This window comes from Streptomyces sp. NPDC003035 (genome assembly GCF_042888285.1).
GTDB lineage: Bacteria > Actinomycetota > Actinomycetes > Streptomycetales > Streptomycetaceae > Streptomyces.
Map to the genome: position 1 here is coordinate 82,011 of NZ_JBIAPJ010000010.1, position 16,969 is coordinate 98,979.

General features: G+C 72.3%; 16 protein-coding genes. 5 read left to right on the forward strand and 11 right to left on the reverse strand.

All coding sequences use genetic code 11. The features are described from left to right. Positions 1-9: 9 nt before the first annotated feature. The 3 genes from ACFYV5_RS29275 to afsQ1 are packed head-to-tail and all read right to left on the reverse strand — an operon-like array spanning position 10 to position 2,866. Positions 10-660: a hypothetical protein gene (locus ACFYV5_RS29275; RefSeq protein WP_389173312.1), complete on the reverse strand. Its 651-nt coding sequence runs from the start codon at positions 658-660 to the stop codon at positions 10-12. Then, complete coding sequence (locus ACFYV5_RS29280; protein WP_389173571.1) at positions 657-2,180, reverse strand: ATP-binding protein; 1,524 nt, start codon at positions 2,178-2,180, stop codon at positions 657-659. Before ACFYV5_RS29280 ends, ACFYV5_RS29275 begins: the two co-directional genes overlap by 4 nt. An 8-nt stretch (positions 2,181-2,188) precedes the next feature. Then, the gene (gene afsQ1 / locus ACFYV5_RS29285; RefSeq protein WP_175439295.1) at positions 2,189-2,866 is read right to left on the reverse strand and encodes a two-component system response regulator AfsQ1; all 678 of its coding nucleotides are present in this window, start codon (positions 2,864-2,866) and stop codon (positions 2,189-2,191) included. A gap of 159 nt (positions 2,867-3,025) precedes the next feature. Here afsQ1 and ACFYV5_RS29290 point away from each other — a divergent pair, with 159 nt between their 5' ends. Further along, positions 3,026-3,754 carry a SigE family RNA polymerase sigma factor gene (locus tag ACFYV5_RS29290; RefSeq protein WP_389173315.1) on the forward strand — a complete coding sequence of 243 codons (729 nt, stop codon included), beginning with the start codon at positions 3,026-3,028 and terminating at the stop codon, positions 3,752-3,754. Between the two features lie 113 nt (positions 3,755-3,867). Here ACFYV5_RS29290 and ACFYV5_RS29295 read toward each other — a convergent pair whose 3' ends face one another. Then, on the reverse strand, positions 3,868-4,497 hold the full coding sequence (locus tag ACFYV5_RS29295) for an ATP-binding protein (protein WP_355105478.1): 630 nt from the start codon (positions 4,495-4,497) through the stop codon (positions 3,868-3,870). A 121-nt stretch (positions 4,498-4,618) separates the two neighbouring features. Between ACFYV5_RS29295 and ACFYV5_RS29300 the strand changes: the two genes are divergently transcribed. Next, on the forward strand, positions 4,619-4,888 hold the full coding sequence (locus tag ACFYV5_RS29300; RefSeq protein ID WP_389173317.1) for a hypothetical protein: 270 nt from the start codon (positions 4,619-4,621) through the stop codon (positions 4,886-4,888). A gap of 88 nt (positions 4,889-4,976) precedes the next feature. Here the strand turns inward: ACFYV5_RS29300 and ACFYV5_RS29305 are convergent, their stop codons facing one another. Genes ACFYV5_RS29305 through deoC form a run of 3 tightly spaced genes read right to left on the reverse strand, consistent with a single transcriptional unit; the run spans position 4,977 to position 8,255 of the window. Further along, the gene (locus ACFYV5_RS29305) at positions 4,977-5,864 is read right to left on the reverse strand and encodes an aldehyde dehydrogenase family protein (protein WP_389173319.1); all 888 of its coding nucleotides are present in this window, start codon (positions 5,862-5,864) and stop codon (positions 4,977-4,979) included. Next, a complete protein-coding gene (locus ACFYV5_RS29310) occupies positions 5,857-7,293 on the reverse strand; it encodes an aldehyde dehydrogenase family protein (protein WP_389173321.1) in 1,437 nt (478 codons plus the stop codon). Before ACFYV5_RS29310 ends, ACFYV5_RS29305 begins: the two co-directional genes overlap by 8 nt. 5 nt (positions 7,294-7,298) lie before the next feature. Further along, positions 7,299-8,255 carry a deoxyribose-phosphate aldolase gene (gene deoC, locus ACFYV5_RS29315; RefSeq protein ID WP_389173323.1) on the reverse strand — a complete coding sequence of 319 codons (957 nt, stop codon included), beginning with the start codon at positions 8,253-8,255 and terminating at the stop codon, positions 7,299-7,301. 128 nt (positions 8,256-8,383) lie between these two features. Between deoC and ACFYV5_RS29320 the strand changes: the two genes are divergently transcribed. Beyond that, positions 8,384-9,034 carry a PH domain-containing protein gene (locus ACFYV5_RS29320; protein WP_389173325.1) on the forward strand — a complete coding sequence of 217 codons (651 nt, stop codon included), beginning with the start codon at positions 8,384-8,386 and terminating at the stop codon, positions 9,032-9,034. Between the two features lie 187 nt (positions 9,035-9,221). Here ACFYV5_RS29320 and ACFYV5_RS29325 read toward each other — a convergent pair whose 3' ends face one another. The 4 genes from ACFYV5_RS29325 to ACFYV5_RS29340 all read right to left on the reverse strand — a co-directional run bounded on the left by ACFYV5_RS29325 (position 9,222) and on the right by ACFYV5_RS29340 (position 14,111). Beyond that, the gene (locus tag ACFYV5_RS29325; RefSeq protein WP_389173327.1) at positions 9,222-10,406 is read right to left on the reverse strand and encodes a mannosyltransferase family protein; all 1,185 of its coding nucleotides are present in this window, start codon (positions 10,404-10,406) and stop codon (positions 9,222-9,224) included. A gap of 178 nt (positions 10,407-10,584) precedes the next feature. After that, entirely contained in the window at positions 10,585-12,237 is a 1,653-nt protein-coding gene (locus ACFYV5_RS29330; RefSeq protein WP_389173329.1) for a phospho-sugar mutase, read from the reverse strand. 355 nt (positions 12,238-12,592) lie between these two features. Next, positions 12,593-13,396, reverse strand: a complete 804-nt coding sequence (locus tag ACFYV5_RS29335) for a purine-nucleoside phosphorylase (RefSeq protein ID WP_355105494.1) — start codon at positions 13,394-13,396, stop codon at positions 12,593-12,595. A 277-nt stretch (positions 13,397-13,673) separates the two neighbouring features. Next, positions 13,674-14,111 carry a gamma-glutamylcyclotransferase gene (locus tag ACFYV5_RS29340; RefSeq protein ID WP_329116791.1) on the reverse strand — a complete coding sequence of 146 codons (438 nt, stop codon included), beginning with the start codon at positions 14,109-14,111 and terminating at the stop codon, positions 13,674-13,676. A gap of 197 nt (positions 14,112-14,308) precedes the next feature. On the opposite strand from ACFYV5_RS29340, the gene ACFYV5_RS29345 reads away from it, so the two are divergent. Beyond that, positions 14,309-15,748, forward strand: a complete 1,440-nt coding sequence (locus tag ACFYV5_RS29345; protein ID WP_355105497.1) for an NAD(P)H-quinone dehydrogenase — start codon at positions 14,309-14,311, stop codon at positions 15,746-15,748. Between the two features lie 202 nt (positions 15,749-15,950). Continuing rightward, positions 15,951-16,883: a DeoR/GlpR family DNA-binding transcription regulator gene (locus tag ACFYV5_RS29350; RefSeq protein ID WP_389173573.1), complete on the forward strand. Its 933-nt coding sequence runs from the start codon at positions 15,951-15,953 to the stop codon at positions 16,881-16,883. Positions 16,884-16,969 lie beyond the last annotated feature (86 nt).

The window sequence follows — 16,969 nt, forward strand, 5'->3', positions numbered from 1 at the left end:
CGGCTCGGCTCAGGAGGCGGACGGTTCCGGCCCGGACACGGTCGGAGCCACGGTCGGGGCCACCGATTCGGGCCGCTCCCGCAACTCGTCCGTGCACCGGTAGCGGTGCGGCGGGTAGGCGCCGGGACCGCCGAGCACCACCGTGTCGCCGCCCGCACCGGCCGCGCTCCGCGCGAAGGTGCAGACGATCTGCGCGAGGGCGGTCGGCGTCAGATCCTCCGGCTGCCTGCTCAGCCGGAGCGTGTCCGAGGGATCGCCCTTGTGGCCGCGGGTGACGACCAGCGGCCCCTTCACGGCCGTGGAGAACCCGGCCTCCCGCTCGCTGTCCGACGGCTCGCTCTGCAACTGCGCGAGCAGGACCGACGCGGTCCGCACCGGGTCCCCGCCGACCTTCTCCTCGGGCAGCGGCGACCTGCGGTCCACCGCCTCCAGCTGCGAACCGCACACCAGGAACACCTGGACCGGCATGCCCGTGGTCTGCGTGGCGACCTCGTCGCCCGACACGCTGCACGGCACCCGTGAAGGCGCCGGGCCCGCGTCCACGGGGACGGACGTCGTCCTGATCCCGCATCCGGAGGCGAGCGCGGCCACCACGACGGCCGCCGCCAGCACCCCCGTACGTACTCCCGTACGCGTTCCCGTACGGCGAAGCCCTCTCAACGCTCCTCCACCTCGCCCTGCTCGCCGCCGTCCGTCGCGTCGGGACCGGCATCGGGATCGGCATCGACAGCATCGGGGTCCTGCGGAAGACGCAGGACGAACACCGCGCCGTCGCCGTCCGGCGAGTTCGCGGCGGTGATCGAACCGCCGTGGATCAGCGCGTTCTCCATCGCGATCGACAGCCCCAGACCACTGCCCTCCGAGCGGGGCCGGGACGCGCTCGCCTTGTAGAACCGGTCGAAGACGTGCGGCAGGACCTCCTCCGGGATGCCCGGACCGTGGTCCCGTACCTCGATCACCAGCTCCTTGCCCTCCGTACGGATCGCCACCCGCACCGGCGACCCGCCGTGCTTGAGCGCGTTGCCGATGAGGTTCGCCAGGATCACGTCGAGCCGGCGCGGATCGAGCCGCGCCACGATCCCGCGCTCCGCGTCCAGCTCAACGGCGTCCAGCCAGGCCCGGGCGTCGATGCAGGCGGTGACCTGGTCGGCCACGTCCACGTCGTCGAGGACGAGCCGCGCGGTGCCCGCGTCGAAGCGGGTCACCTCCATCAGGTTCTCCACCAGGTCGTTCAGCCGCCGCGTCTCGCTCACCACGAGCGCCACGGCCGGCGCGATCATCGGGTCGAGGGAGTCCTGCTCGTCCTCCAGGACCTCCGTGACGGCCGTCAGCGCGGTCAGCGGAGTGCGCAGCTCGTGGGACATGTCCGCGACGAAGCGCCGGCTGGACTCCTCCCGCGCGCTCATGTCGTCGACCTTCTTCTGCAAGGACTCCGCCGCGCTGTTGAACGTCCGGGAGAGATCGGCCAGTTCGTCCGTGCCGGAGACCCGCAGCCGGGTGTCGAGTTTTCCCTCGCCCAGCTGCCGGGCCGCCTCACCGAGCCGGTGCACCGGCCGCAGGACGGTCGTGGCGGCGGCCTGCGCGAGCAGCGCGGAGCCCACCAGCGCCAGCGCGGTCGCGATCCCCAGCGACCAGGCGAGCGAGTTCAGATCCGCCCGCTCGGCGTCCAGCGACTTGAACATGTAGCCGGTGGGCCCGCCGCCGTCGATCTTCGTCCCGCCGACCAGGAACGGCGTGCGACCGCGCTCCGTGCGCTGCCAGAACAGGTGGTACGGATGGTCGTTGCCCTCCGTGACCGGCCGCTCGGTGTCCACGGCCACCCGCAGCGCGGCCGGTACGTCCGCCAGCGTGAAGGTGTCCGGGTCGGAGGCCCCGATGATCGGCTTGCCCGCGGCCCGTTCCCCGAGCAGCAGCACGCTGTAGCCGGAGCTGCCGCCCGCCATCTGCTCGGCCGTACGCCGCAGCTCCTCCTCGGTGGGGTGCAGCGGCAGCGTCGCGGCCCGGTTCTGCATCTCCTGCCGGAAGTCGTTCAGCGCACCGTCCTGGGTACGGGTCAGGACCGCCTCACGGTTCAGCCAGTACGCGATCCCCGAGGCGGACACGGCGGCCGTGAGCGCGACCAGGGCGAAGACGACGACCAGCCGCAGCCGCAGGCTGGTGAAGCGCAGCCCCGAGAACATCCCTCGTCTCACGCAGGGACGTCCAGCCGGTAGCCGACGCCGCGGACGGTACGGATCAGGGTCGGCGAGGACGGCACGTCCTCCACCTTGGCGCGCAGCCGCTGGACGCAGGCGTCGACCAGCCGCGAGTCGCCCAGGTAGTCGTGCTCCCACACCAGCCGCAGCAACTGCTGCCGGGACAGGGCCTGGCCGGGCCGCCGGCTCAGCTCCAGGAGCAGCCGCAGCTCGGTCGGCGTGAGCTGCAGATCCTCCCCGTTCTTCGTCACCGTCATCGCCGAACGGTCGATGACCAGCGAGCCGAAGGTCGCCGAGTCGGTGGACTCCCGCTCCCCGCGCCGCAGTACGGCCCGGATCCGGGCGTCCAGCACCCGCCCCTGGACCGGCTTCACGACGTAGTCGTCGGCTCCCGACTCCAGGCCGACGACCACATCGATGTCGTCGCTGCGCGCGGTCAGCAGGATGATCGGCAGCTGGTCGGTGCGCCGGATGCGCCGGCACACCTCGAAACCGTCGATCCCGGGCAGCATGACGTCCAGGACGACCAGGTCCGGACGCTGCTCACGGAGCAGTTTCAGGCCGTCCTCGCCCGTCGCCGCGGTGGCCACTCGGTGGCCCTGGCGAGACAGGGAGAGCTCGAGGGCCGTGCGGATGGCGTCGTCGTCCTCGATCAGCAACAGGAAAGGCACGGACGCCATTCTGTCCCATGAGTCATCGGAGTTCGACTGTGCGGGGGGACCGGCCCCTGTGACACGGCTGTGACAGTCGGCGGACACCGCGATGAAGTGGGCCGGGCAAGCTTCTTGGCACACGGACAGAAACCCACTCCAACCGACGGGGGGCGCGAGATGAACGCACTGCACAGCACCACCTCGAGCGCAGTTGTCACGCGTCTCCACGATGTCGTCGTGCGGAGCCCGGAGAAGTCCGGCGCGGTGAACGGGCGGGGGTGCGTTCGCAGCGTCGGGCGTCAGCACAAGGCGCCGTACATGGTCGCCGTGGCTGACGGGGGAGCGGCGTACGGGGAGGTCAAGGGGGAGCGGCAGCCGTCGGTCTCGGAAGCGGAGTTCACCGCCTACGTGACGGAGCGCCGTGCCTCCCTGTACGCCACCGCCTACCACCTGACCGGTGACCGCTTCGAGGCGGAGGACCTGCTCCAGAGCGCGCTGTTCTCGACGTACCGCGCCTGGGACCGGATCAGCGACAAGGCGGCGGTGGGTGGCTACCTGCGCCGCACCATGACGAACCTGCACATCAGCGCCTGGCGCCGGCGCAAGCTCAACGAGTACCCCACCGAGGAGCTGCCGGAGACGGCCGGCGACACGGACGCGATGCGCGGGACCGAGCTGCGAGCGGTCCTCTGGCAGGCGCTGGCCCGTCTGCCCGAGCTCCAGCGCACGATGCTGGTGCTGCGCTACTACGAGGGCCGTACGGATCCCGAGATCGCGGAGATCCTGGACATCAGTGTCGGCACGGTGAAGTCGAGCATCTGGCGCTCCCTGCGCCGGCTGCGCGAGGACGAGGTCCTGAGCTTCGGCCGTGACGAGGAGGAGTCCTTCGGCGAGCTGGTGGCCTGAAGGTCGGGGGGCAACGGGGGAAACACGGGGGACCGTACGGGGGTACGGGGGAAAAGGCGCGGGTCGGACAAGCCGGGGGGGCTTGTACGGCCCGCGTCGCGTTTCCCGTTGGGTCAGCGGCCCACCGGCGCCCGGTGGCGGCCCGCGGCGGCCGCCGCGAGGCGGCCCAGCGCCTCCTGCCGGGCGCAGGGGTGCGCGCCCAGCTCCGTCTGGCGGGCCACGATGGAGCGCTCGGTGCGCATCAGGCGCCAGCCGCGACGGAGCAGGAACGGCACCGACTTGCGGCCCTCCTTGAGGTCACGCAGGAGCCGGCGGCGGAACGTCGTCGAGGGGCGGCCCCGCAGACACAGCGCGTCGGCGAGCACGTCGAGCTCCTGGCAGCGCTCCACGATCTCCGCCGCGAAGATCCCCTCCGCCACGAACAGCGGTGTGCGTCCGATGTCCAGGGCGTCATGGCCCACGCGTGCGCTGGTGGCCAGGTCGTACACGGGGACGTCCGTGCGTCCCGTACGGCACAGCTCGACGATCGCCGCGACGGCGGCGTCCGCGTCCCAGGAACGCGGGGAGTCCCAGTCGATGTCGGCGCTGCCCGCGACCAGCGGGAGCGTCGGGTCGTCGGCCTCCTTGTAGAAGTCGTCGAGGCGCAGCACCGGAAGGCCGGTGGCGGCGGCGAGGGACGACTTGCCGGAGCCTGAGGGGCCCGCGAGCAGGACGACACGGGTCGGGATCGGTAGGGAACTCACGGGACACCAGTGTGAACCATTCCCTCGGGAAGGGGACCCCCGAGGGAGGGGGTTGGTATCGAGCGTCACACTGCGACTACGCTCGGTGCCCATGCGGTCACCCCACGTCGAAGGACCACTCATGGCGCGTCACAGTCGCACAGGCTCCAGGAAATCCCGCGGCGGCGCCCTGCTGAAGGCAGGGCTGATCATGGCGGCGGGCGGAGCGGCGGTACTCGGCCTGGGCACCGCGGCCCAGGCGGAACCGGCGCCGCTGCCCGCCCCGGTGACCACGCTCGTCGGCAGCGACGCGGCCTCGATGCTCGGCGCCACCACGCACGCCGTGGGCCCGCTGACCAGCCTCCAGCTCGACCCGCTGGTGGGCGAGGCGACCGGGGCGCTTCCGAAGTAGCGGCACCGCGCCGCCGGTGCCGCCGACGCCGTCGAGCGCACGGCGAACGGCCCCCGGGCGCATACCGGGGGCCGTTCGTCAGGCTCTGCTAGTACGCCGAGCCGGACGCGCCGAGCGAACCCGTCGGGTGCCAGACCGTCTTCGTCTCCAGGAAGGCCGTCATCCGGTCCGTGCCCGGGGACTCGGTGAAGTCCACGGCGCGGGGGCGCAGGACGCGCTTGAGGTTGTCCGCCGCCGCGATCTCCAGCTCGCGCGCCAGGTCCGCGTCCGCTCCCGTCAGGTCGATCGCGTTGACGTCCTGGTGGGCCGCCAGGTGCGGGCCCATCTCCGCGGCCCTGCCGGAGAGGATGTTGACGACGCCGCCCGGCAGGTCGGAGGTGGCCAGCACCTCGCCCAGGGACAGGGCCGGCAGCGGTGCCTTCTCCGAGGCGATCACCACGACCGTGTTGCCCGTCGCGATCACCGGGGCGATCACCGACACCAGGCCGAGGAAGGAGGACTCCTGCGGGGCGACGACCGCCACCACGCCCGTCGGCTCGGGCGTCGACAGGTTGAAGAACGGGCCCGCGACCGGGTTCGCACCGCCCACGATCTGGCCGATCTTGTCCGTCCAGCCCGCGTACCAGACCCAGCGGTCGACGGCCGCCTCGACGACCTCGGCCGCCTTGGACTTCGACAGGCCCTCCGCGTGCGCCACCTCGTGCACGAACTGGCTCTTGCGGCCCTCCAGCATCTCGGCGACGCGGTAGAGGATCTGGCCGCGGTTGTACGCCGTGGCGCCCGACCAGCCGCCGAACGCCTTGCGCGCGGCGACGACCGCGTCACGGGCGTCCTTGCGGGAGGAGAGCGGCGCGTTCGCCAGCCACTTGCCCTTGGGGTCGGTCACGTCGTACACCCGGCCGCTTTCGGAGCGGGGGAACTTGCCCCCGACGTACAGCTTGTAGGTCTTGAGGACACTGAGTCGCACATCAGACATCGAGGTAGGCCTCCAGACCGTGGCGACCGCCCTCGCGGCCGAAGCCCGACTCCTTGTAGCCGCCGAAGGGCGAGGTCGGGTCGAACTTGTTGAACGTGTTGGCCCAGACGACACCGGCCCGGAGCTTGCCGGCCACGGCGAGGATCCGCGAGCCCTTCTCCGTCCAGATGCCGGCCGACAGGCCGTACTGGCTGTTGTTGGCCTTGGCCACCGCCTCGTCCGGCGTACGGAACGTCAGCACGGACAGCACCGGGCCGAAGATCTCGTCGCGGGCGACCGTGTGCGCCTGCGTGACGTTCGTGAAGAGCGTCGGCGCGAACCAGTAACCGGCGGACGGGATCTCGCAGGCCGGGGACCAGCGCTCGGCGCCCTCCGCCTCGCCCTTCTCCACCAGCGCGTTGATACGGGACAGCTGCTCGGCCGAGTTGATGGCGCCGATGTCCGTGTTCTTGTCCAGCGGGTCACCGAGCCGGAGGGTGGAGAGCCGCCGCTTCAGGCTGTCGAGCAGCTCGTCCTGGATCGACTCCTGGACCAGCAGGCGCGAGCCCGCGCAGCAGACCTGGCCCTGGTTGAAGAAGATGCCGGTGACGATGCCCTCGACGGCCTGGTCGATGGGGGCGTCGTCGAAGACGATGTTCGCGCCCTTGCCGCCCAGTTCGAGGGTGAGCTTCTTGTCCGTGCCGGCCACCGAGCGCGCGATGGACTTGCCGACCGCGGTCGAGCCGGTGAAGGCGACCTTGTTCACGTCCGGGTGCCCGACCAGCGCGGCGCCCGTCTCCCCGTAACCGGGAAGGATGTTGACGACACCCTTCGGGAGCCCCGCCTGGCGGCAGATGTCCGCGAAGAACAGCGCGGAGAGCGGGGTCGTCTCGGCGGGCTTCAGGACGACCGTGTTGCCGGTCGCGAGCGCCGGGGCGATCTTCCAGGCCAGCATCAGCAGCGGGAAGTTCCACGGGATGACCTGGCCGGCGACGCCCAGCGGACGCGGGTTCGCGCCGTAGCCGGCGTGGTCGAGCTTGTCGGCCCAGCCCGCGTAGTAGAAGAAGTGCGCGGCGACCAGCGGGAGGTCCGCGTCGCGGGTCTCCTTGATCGGCTTGCCGTTGTCCAGGGTCTCCAGGACGGCCAGCTCGCGGCTGCGCTCCTGGATGATCCGGGCGATACGGAAGAGGTACTTGGCGCGCTCGGAGCCGGGCAGCGCCGACCACTTCTCGAACGCCTTGCGTGCCGCCTTCACCGCGCGGTCGACGTCCTCCGCGCCCGCCTGGGCGACCTCGGAGAGGACCTCCTCCGTGGAGGGGGAGACCGTCTTGAAGACCTTGCCGTCGGCCGCCTCGACGAACTCGCCGTCGATGAACAGGCCGTACGAGGGGGCGATGTCGACGACGGACCGCGACTCGGGCGCGGGTGCGTACTCGAATGCAGATGCCATGTTGATCAGTCCACCGTCACGTAATCGGGGCCGGAGTAGCGGCCGGTCGCCAGCTTCTGACGCTGCATGAGCAGGTCGTTGAGCAGGCTGGAGGCGCCGAAGCGGAACCAGTGGTTGTCCAGCCAGTCCTCGCCGACGGTCTCGTTGACCAGGACCAGGAACTTGACGGCGTCCTTGGTGGTCCGGATACCGCCCGCCGGCTTCACGCCGATCTGGACACCGGTCTGCGCGCGGAAGTCGCGCACCGCCTCCAGCATCAGGAGCGTGTTGGCGGGGGTGGCGTTGACCGCGACCTTGCCGGTCGAGGTCTTGATGAAGTCCGCGCCCGCCATCATGCCGAGCCACGAGGCGCGCCGGATGTTGTCGTACGTGGACAGCTCGCCGGTCTCGAAGATGACCTTGAGGCGGGCCTCGCCGGAGGCCTCCTTCACGGCCCGGATCTCCTCGTAGACCTTCATGTAGTTCCCCGCGAGGAAGGCCCCGCGGTCGATCACCATGTCGATCTCGTCGGCCCCGGCGGCGACGGCGTCCCGGGTGTCCGCGAGCTTCACGGGGAGCGCGGCGCGGCCGGCCGGGAAGGCGGTGGCGACGGAGGCGACCTTGACGGCGGAGCCCCTCAGGACCTCCTTCGCCGTGGCCACCATGTCGGGGTAGACGCAGACGGCGGCGGTCGTCGGGGTCGTACGGTCGGTGGGATCGGGGTTGACGGCCTTGGCGGCGAGCGCCCGGACCTTGCCCGGGGTGTCCGCGCCTTCCAGCGTCGTCAGGTCGATCATGGAGATGGCCAGGTCGATGGCGTAGGCCTTGGCCGTCGTCTTGATCGAGCGGGTGCCGAGGGACGCGGCGCGTGCTTCCAGGCCCACGGCGTCGACGCCGGGCAGCCCGTGGAGGAAGCGGCGCAGCGCATTCTCGGACGCGGTCACGTCGGCGAATGCAGGTGCTGCGGATGCAGTGGTGGGCATGGTCACCAGTCGAGCATATCTACGCGCGTAGCGACCTGTACAGCCCCGGGGTTTCCGACGGGCTCCGCCCGGGGTGGGCGAGACCTCCGCCCGAGCCCGCCCGCACCCCGTGAGGCAGAATCGAGACCATGTCGACCCCGACCCCGCCCCCGCCGCCGCAGCAGCCCGCCGAGCCGACCTACGCCGACCGGGTCTTCCGGTCGACCATGGGCATCGCGGGCGGTGTCCTGCTGCTCGGACTGGCCGGGTGGTTCTGCGGTGACGCGATGATCCGCGGGGAGGGGCGCACCCCGTGGGTCGCCCTGGCGGGACTGCTGTTCGTCGTGCCGCTCGTCGTCGCGTTCACGATCCGGCCCGCGGTGTTCGCGAACGACGACAGGCTCCGGATCCGCAACCCGTTCCGCTCCGTCCTCCTGCCCTGGGCCGCGGTCGCGGACGTCCGCGCCGGGTACTCCAGCGAGGTGCTGACCCGGGCCGGGGCGAAGTACCAGCTCTGGGCCGTGCCGGTCTCGCTGCGGCAGCGCAAGCGGGTGGCCCGCCGCCAGGCGCGCGCCGCCCAGGACGACCCGCACGGCCGCACCTCCGTCCACGCGCGCGTGGACGACCAGGACCGCCTCGCACCGGCCGACCAGACGGTCGCCGACCTGCGCGATCTCGCCGAGCGCTGCGCCACGCGCCCGGGTGCGCAAGGGGACCCGCAGGTGCGCTGGGCGTACGAGATCCTCGCGCCGACGGCGGCGGGCCTCGTGCTGCTGATCGTCCTCCTCGCCATCGGCTGAGCCGGGGGCCGGCGGCCGGCAGCTGGGCGCCGGGGAAGGGCCCGGGAATCGGGCCCGAGACCGTGGCCCAAGCCCGTAGCCCAAGCCCGCGGTCCGAGCCCGCAGTCCGAGGCGGCGGCCCAAGCCCGCGGTCCGAGCCCGGCGGTCCCGGCCCCGGCGGCCTCGGACCGGCGGCCCTATGGCCCGCTCAGGGCGCGCCCGACCACACCAGGAGCATGTAGCCGCCCAGCCAGGTCGAGGACAGCACAGCCGCCGCGAGCACCAGAGCGGCCACATGGCGGCGGGCCCGGCACACCGCCAGCGCGAGCGGCAGCAGCAGGGGGAAGGCGGGCAGCAGGAACCGGGCGCGGGGGAAGTACACGCCTCCGCTGCCCAGGACCACGAGCAGCAGCACCCCCGTGAAGACGAGCAGCGGGAGCGGCTGGCGGTCGGCCAGGCAGAGCAGGAACAGGAGCGCGGAGCCGATCAGGACCAGCGACACCACGACCAGGAAGAGCTGCGGGGTCCGGTCGTAGACGAACAGCTCGCGCAGGGTCCGCGCGGTCACGGCCCCGCCGTCCCACTCGTTGGTCCACAGCCGCTGGACGGCGAAGTAGCCGTCCCAGCGGCCCAGCCGCAGGCCCACCCAGCCCACGAAGCCGAGCCAGCCCAGCGGCGCCACGAGGGCGGCCGCCAGGGCCGTCCGGCTGCCGCGCCGGGCGGCCAGCAGGCCCGCCGCCGTCACCGCCGCCGCGACCGCGATCCCGGTCGGCCGGGTGAGCCCCGCGGCCACCGCGAGACCGGCGGCCCACGCCCAGCGCCCGTCGAGGACGGCGTACAGCGCCCAGGCGGCGAGCGCGGTGAACAGCGATTCGGTGTAGCCCATCCACTGCACGGCGGCGACCGGCGTCGCGCCCCACAGCACCGCGAGGACCGTGCCGGCCCGCCGGCCGTACAGCCGGTCGCCGACGGCGAAGACGCCCCAGGCGGCGATCAGCGAGCACACCCCCGCGATCACCAGGCCGACGGAGGCGCGCGAGCCCGGGGTCACGGCCGCGAACGCCTTGATCAGGGCCGGGAAGAGCGGGAAGAACGCCAGGTTGTTCTCGTACACCCGTGTGCCGAGCTCCCGCTCGTACCCGTGGTCGGCGATCCCCACGTACCACTCGGAGTCCCATGACGCGGCCAGCGTCGGCCAGACGCCGTGGCCCTTGAGATGCGCCCAGCGGGCGAGCACCAGCAGGCCCAGGAGTCGTACGGCCAGATAGGCGGCCAACGCGGGCGCGGCGTGGCGCAGTGTGCCGCGCACCCGCTCCGGAAGACGCTCGCCGCGGGGGGACGGAGGCCGCCGGGAGGCGGGAACGGTCGGGCGGGCGGTCAGGACCGGGGGCACTGCGGCGGCTCCAGGGAGGCTCGGCGGGACACCGGGTCACCCTGGCCCGGCCCACCTGGCGGCGGGACGCGCGTTAGGGCGACTGCCGTACCGAATTCACCCGTACGGGAACGGCGTGAGGCCCGTACGGAACCGATTCCGCACGGGCCTCACGGGCCGCACCGCCCTGACGCGACTGCTACAGACCGGCCGCCTCCGACAGGTCCCGCTTGATCGCGGACAGCACCTCGGCACCCTTCGCCCGGGCCGCCGCGAGCTCGCTCGCGTCAGCGACCGGGACCACGACCTCCAGGTAGCACTTCAGCTTGGGCTCCGTGCCGGACGGGCGGACGATGACCCGGGCCTTGTAGTCGCCCTCCAGGTAGTAGCGCAGACCGTCCGTCGGGGGCAGCGACTCCGTGCCCTTCGTCAGGTCCTCCGCCGTCGTCACCGTCAGGCCCGCGAGCCGGACCGGAGGCCGCTCGCGCAGCGCGCTCATCGCGTTCGCGATGATGCTCAGGTCCTCGACCCGCACCGACAGCTGGTCCGTGGCGTGCAGCCCGTGGGCCACCGCCAGGTCGTCGAGGAGGTCGGTGAGCGTACGGTCCTGCTCCTTGAGCTCCGAGGCCAGCTCGGCGACGAGCAGCGCGGCCGTGATGCCGTCCTTGTCGCGGACGCCCTCCGGGTCGACGCAGTAGCCCAGCGCCTCCTCGTAGCCGTACCGCAGGCCGTCCACGCGGGCGATCCACTTGAAGCCGGTCAGCGTCTCCTCGTATCCGACGCCCGCCGCCTCGGCGATCCGGCCGAGCAGCGAGGACGACACGATCGACTCGGCGAACACGCCCCGCGCGCCCTTGTGCACCAGGTGCGCGGCGAGCAGCGAGCCCACCTCGTCACCGCGCAGCATCCGCCAGCCGCCCTCGACCGTCGGGTCCGGCACGGCCACCGCGCAGCGGTCGGCGTCCGGGTCGTTGGCGATCACGATGTCGGGGGCCACGGCGCGGGCCGCCTCGAAGGCGAGGTCCATCGCGCCCGGCTCCTCCGGGTTCGGGAAGGCGACGGTCGGGAACGCCGGGTCGGGCTCGGCCTGCTCGGCGACGAGCGCGGGCGGCGGGAAGCCGGCGCGCGCGAAGGCGGCCGTCAGGACGTCCTTGCCGACGCCGTGCATGGCCGTGTAGACGGTCCGGGCGGTACGGGGGGTGCCGGGGGTCAGGACGGCGTCCGTACGCGCCAGGTAGGCGTCCAGGACCTCGTCGCCGAGGGTCTCCCAGCCTTCCGACGGCCGGGGGACGTCGTTCAGCGAGCGCACCGCGTCGATCTCGGCGGCGATCTCCGCGTCCGCGGGCGGCACGATCTGCGAGCCGTCGCCGAGGTAGACCTTGTAGCCGTTGTCGCGCGGCGGGTTGTGGCTCGCGGTGACCTCGACACCGGCGACGGCGCCCAGGTGCCTTATGGCGTACGCCAGGACGGGCGTCGGCAGCGGGCGGGGGAGCAGGGCCGCCCGCAGTCCGGCGCCGATCATCACGGCGGCGGTGTCACGGGCGAAGTCGGCCGACTTGTAGCGGGCGTCGTAGCCGATCACGACCAGACCGTCGGTCCGACCCTTCGCCTTCAGGTACGCGGCGAGGCCGGCGGCGGCCCGGATGACGACCGAGCGGTTCATCCGCATGGGTCCCGCGCCCAGCTCGCCGCGCAGCCCGGCCGTACCGAACTGCAGCGTGCCGGCGAACCGGGCGGCGAGCTCGTCGGTCTCACCGGTCTCGATGAGCTTGGCGAGCTCCTCGCGGGTCTCACGGTCGGGGTCCTCGGCGAGCCAGGCCTTGGCCCGGGCGAGGAGGTCGTCCTGCGTCACGGTGGGTGCCTTTCGGAGGTACGGGGGGGAAGGGGAGGGCTAGTTCGTGTCCGGAAAGTCTCGCCTGGTCTGCGGCGCCCTGCACGCACGCTCGCCGCGTTGTCGTCGGCCGCCATGGCTCCGCCATTGTCGACCTCCTCCGCCTTGCGATCGCACGCACCGGACGCCGCAGACCCCGCCCTCCGGGCGGACGGCGATACTTTCCGGACACTCCCTGGGGCGGGGGTCGGTGCCGCTGCGCGAAGCCTTCCCCCACCCCGCCCCTTCCCGAAACGGAGGGCACGCCCCCGGACCCCCGTACGGCTCCGGCCGTGTTCGGGGGTGGGGGCGGAGCGCCGCACGTGTCAGATGCTTGTCAGATGCGGTCGAGGACCCGCGTCAGGAGCTCGCCCATCCGCGCCGCCGAGTCGCGGCCGGCCTGGAGGACCTCCTCGTGGTTCAGCGGCTCGCCCGACAGGCCCGCCGCCAGGTTGGTGACCAGGGAGATGCCCAGGACCTCGGCGCCCGCCTCGCGGGCCGCGATGGCCTCCAGGACGGTGGACATGCCGACCAGGTCGCCGCCCATGACGCGGACCATGTTGATCTCGGCCGGGGTCTCGTAGTGCGGCCCGGGGAACTGCACGTAGACGCCCTCTTCGAGGGTCTCGTCGACCTCCTTGCACAGCGCGCGCAGGCGCGGCGAGTAGAGGTCGGTGAGGTCCACGAAGTTCGCGCCGACGATCGGGGAGGCGGCCGTCAGGTTGATGTGGTCGCTGATCAGGACCGGCTGGCCGGGGCGCATGCCCTCGCGCAGGCCACCGCAGCCGTTGGTCAGCACGACGGTCTCGCAGCCGGCGGCGACGGCGGTGCGCACTCCGTGGGCGACGGAGGCGACGCCCCGGCCCTCGTAGAAGTGCGTACGGCCCAGGAAGACCAGCACGTGCTTCGCGCCGATCTTGTACGAGCGGACCTTGCCGCCGTGTCCCTCGACGGCCGGCGGCGGGAAGCCGGGAAGCTCGGTCACGGGGAACTCGGCCTCCGGAGCGCCGAGCGCGTCGACGGCCGGTGCCCAGCCGGAGCCCATGACGAGGGCGACGTCGTGGGTCTCGACTCCGGTCAGCTCGCGAAGACGCGCGGCAGCGGCCTCGGCGGCCTCGTACGGGGTGGCAGTTGCGTTCACTGACTCTCTCGCCTCGGGGAGGGGGGTCCGAGGGGGGAGCCCCGGACGGATTTCCTACGCGCAGAAGCGTAGCCCGAGAATTCCTACGCGCGTAGATGACGATGCTGACGGACATGCGATCGTTGTCTTGTCGTTTCCGACGAATGGCGTAGCGGACGGCGCCCCAGGTTCCACCAGGCCGATACCGCCGCGAACCGGGGCCGGTCGCCCGCGGGGGGCGCAACCGGCTGCCGGGGCCCTTGCGCGACCGGCTGCCCGCGAGGGGCGGCGCGACCGGCTAGCAGGGGCGCTTGCGCAGCTCCATCACGTAGTCGTGCGGGGCGCCCGCCGACTCGGCCGCGTCCGCGATCTCGCCGAGGTAGCGCGCGGAGGGCAGGCCGCCCTCGTAGGCGTTCAGGACGTACAGCCAGGTCGGCTCCTCGCCGTCCAGGGTGTGCACCCGGACCCGCATCCGGCGGTAGATGTCGAGGCCGACGCCCTCCCACCGGTCCATCGAGTCCTCGTCCATCGGTGCGATGTCGTACAGCGCGACGAAGACCTGGGAGCGCGGGGCCTCCACGATCGTGGCCAGCGCTCCCTCCCAGCCCATCTGCTCCCCGCCGAAGGTCAGCCGCCAGCCGTTGAGCCAGCCGGTGCCGCGCAGCGGGGAGTGCGGGGCGCGGCGGGTCATGAGCCGCGCGTCGAGGTTGCCGGCGTACGCGGCGTAGAGCGACATGGGATCGAGGGTACGGGAGGGGAGAGGGTGCACGCGGAAGTCCATGGTGGGGGCCGTATGGAGGCCCCGGCGAGAGGCGGGCCCCGGCGTACGGGACAATGGGGTACGCACTTGAAGCGTGCGGGACAATGGCGTACGCACTGCAGCCCCGGCGGGGGGACCCCCCGGCAGAACGAGAGCGCGAGGCGTAGATCCCAGTGACCCGGATCGTGATCATCGGCGGCGGACCCGGCGGATACGAGGCGGCCCTGGTGGGCGCCCAACTCGGCGCGGAGGTGACCGTCGTCGACTGCGACGGCCTCGGCGGCGCATCCGTCCTGACCGACTGCGTCCCCTCGAAGACCCTCATCGCGACGGCCGAGGTGATGACGACCTTCGACTCCTCGTACGAGGAGCTGGGCATCATCGTCGCGGACGACACCCCGCACGTGGAGCAGGCCGCCCGCGTCGTCGGTGTCGACCTCGGCAAGGTCAACCGCCGGGTGAAGCGCCTCGCGCTCGCCCAGTCCCACGACATCACCGCCTCGGTCACCCGGGCCGGCGCCCGCGTCCTGCGCGGTCGCGGCCGGCTCTCGGGCCGCCAGGCCGTGGACGGCTCCCGCCAGGTGATCGTGACCTCCGCCGACGGCTCGGAGGAGTCGCTGACCGCGGACGCCGTGCTGATCGCGACCGGTGGCCACCCGCGCGAGCTGCCCGACGCGCAGCCCGACGGCGAGCGCATCCTGAACTGGACCCAGGTCTACGACCTCAAGGAGCTCCCCGAGGAGCTCATCGTGGTCGGCTCGGGTGTGACGGGTGCCGAGTTCGCCGGCGCCTACCAGGCGCTCGGCTCGCGGGTGACCCTGGTGTCGAGCCGCGACCGCGTGCTGCCGGGCGAGGACCCGGACGCCGCCGCCGTCCTCGAGGACGTCTTCCGCCGCCGCGGCATGAACGTCATGGCCCGCTCGCGCGCCGAGTCCGCCAAGCGGGTCGGCGACCGCGTCGAGGTCACCCTCGCCGACGGCCGGGTCATCTCCGGCACCCACTGCCTCATGGCGGTCGGCGCCGTTCCGAACTCGGCCGGAATGGGTCTGGAGGAGGCCGGGGTCCGGCTCAAGGACTCGGGCCACATCTGGACCGACCGGGTCTCCCGCACCTCCGCGCCGGGCGTGTACGCCGCCGGTGACGTCACCGGCGTGTTCGCGCTGGCCTCGGTGGCGGCGATGCAGGGCCGGATCGCGATGTACCACTTCCTCGGCGACGCGGTGGCCCCGCTGAACCTGAAGACCGTCTCCTCGAACGTCTTCACCGACCCCGAGATCGCGACCGTCGGCTTCACCCAGGCGGACGTCGACGCGGGCAAGATCGAGGCCCGGGTCGTCAAGCTGCCGCTGCTGCGCAATCCGCGCGCCAAGATGCAGGGCATCCGGGACGGTTTCGTCAAGATCTTCTGCCGTCCCGGCACCGGGATCGTGGTCGGCGGCTGCGTCGTCGCCCCGAAGGCGAGCGAGCTGATCCACCCGATCTCGATCGCGGTCGACAACAATCTGACGGTCGAACAGATCGCAAACGCTTTCACCGTGTACCCCTCCCTGTCGGGCTCGATCGCCGAAGTGGCACGGCAGTTGCACACCCGAAAGACGGCGGGCGAGGGCTGACCCGCCCTCCCGCCTGGGAAGATCTGGACAACCCCCGGCAAGGCGGGGCATAGAACGATCAACCACGGGGCCTCCCATACCACTTGGAGGCCCCGTCTGTGCGTATCTTCTGCAATTCGGCGCATACTGCTGAAAAGTTCCGGCCGCGCAGGTTACTGTCAGTTTCGTGTTCGCTGCAGAACGTCGTCAGTTGATCCTCGAAATGGTGCGCGCCAACGGAGCCGTGTCGCTCCGTGAGCTCGCCCGCGTCGTCCAGACCTCAGAAGTGACCGTACGGCGAGACGTGCGGGCACTGGAGGCAGAAGGACTCCTCGACCGCCGGCACGGCGGTGCGGTACTGCCGGGCGGCTTCACGCGAGAATCCGGCTTCCCGCAGAAATCCCATCTCGCGACCGCCGAGAAGACGGCCATCGCCGATGTCGCCGCGAGCCTCGTCGAAGAGGGCGAGGCCATCGTCGTCGGCGCCGGGACGACCACGCAGGAGCTGGCCCGCCGGCTCGCCCGCGTGCCCGGCCTGACCGTGGTCACCAACTCCCTGCTCGTCGCCCAGGCGCTCGCCCACGCCAACCGGGTCGAGGTCGTGATGACCGGCGGCACGCTGCGGGGCTCGAACTACGCGCTGGTGGGCAGCGGGGCCGAGCAGTCCCTCCAGGGGCTGCGGGTCTCCCGCGCCTTCCTCTCCGGCAGCGGTCTGACCGCCGAGCGGGGTCTGTCGACGTCCAACATGCTCTCCGCGAGCGTGGACCGGGCGCTGGTGCAGGCGGCGGCGGAGGTCGTGGTGCTTGCCGATCACACCAAGCTCGGCACCGACACCATGTTCCAGACGGTGCCGACCGACGTGATCACCCGGCTCGTCACCGACGAGCCGCCGGCGCACGACGACCGGGCCGCCACGGAACTCCAGGCGCTGGCCGACCAGGGTGTCCAGATCGCCGTGGCGGGGACGGGTGCGAGCGCGGGGCCGACGGGTGACCCGGCGCCCCCGGGCAGCCGCCAGCGCCGCGACCTGCCGCTTCCCGGCCAGCGTGGGCGCCACCCGGCCGGCCAGTTCCGTGGTGGTCCGACCTCCGCCCTGACCGCCGAGGCGATGGCGCCGGAGCGCACGGCACGGGTCGCGGACATGCGCCGCCGCTGAGCGACCGGCGCGCACCGAGCGTCAGGCGACGAGCGACAGGCGCCGAGCTCAGGCGCTGAACGTCAGGGCGACGTCACGGGCTCGAC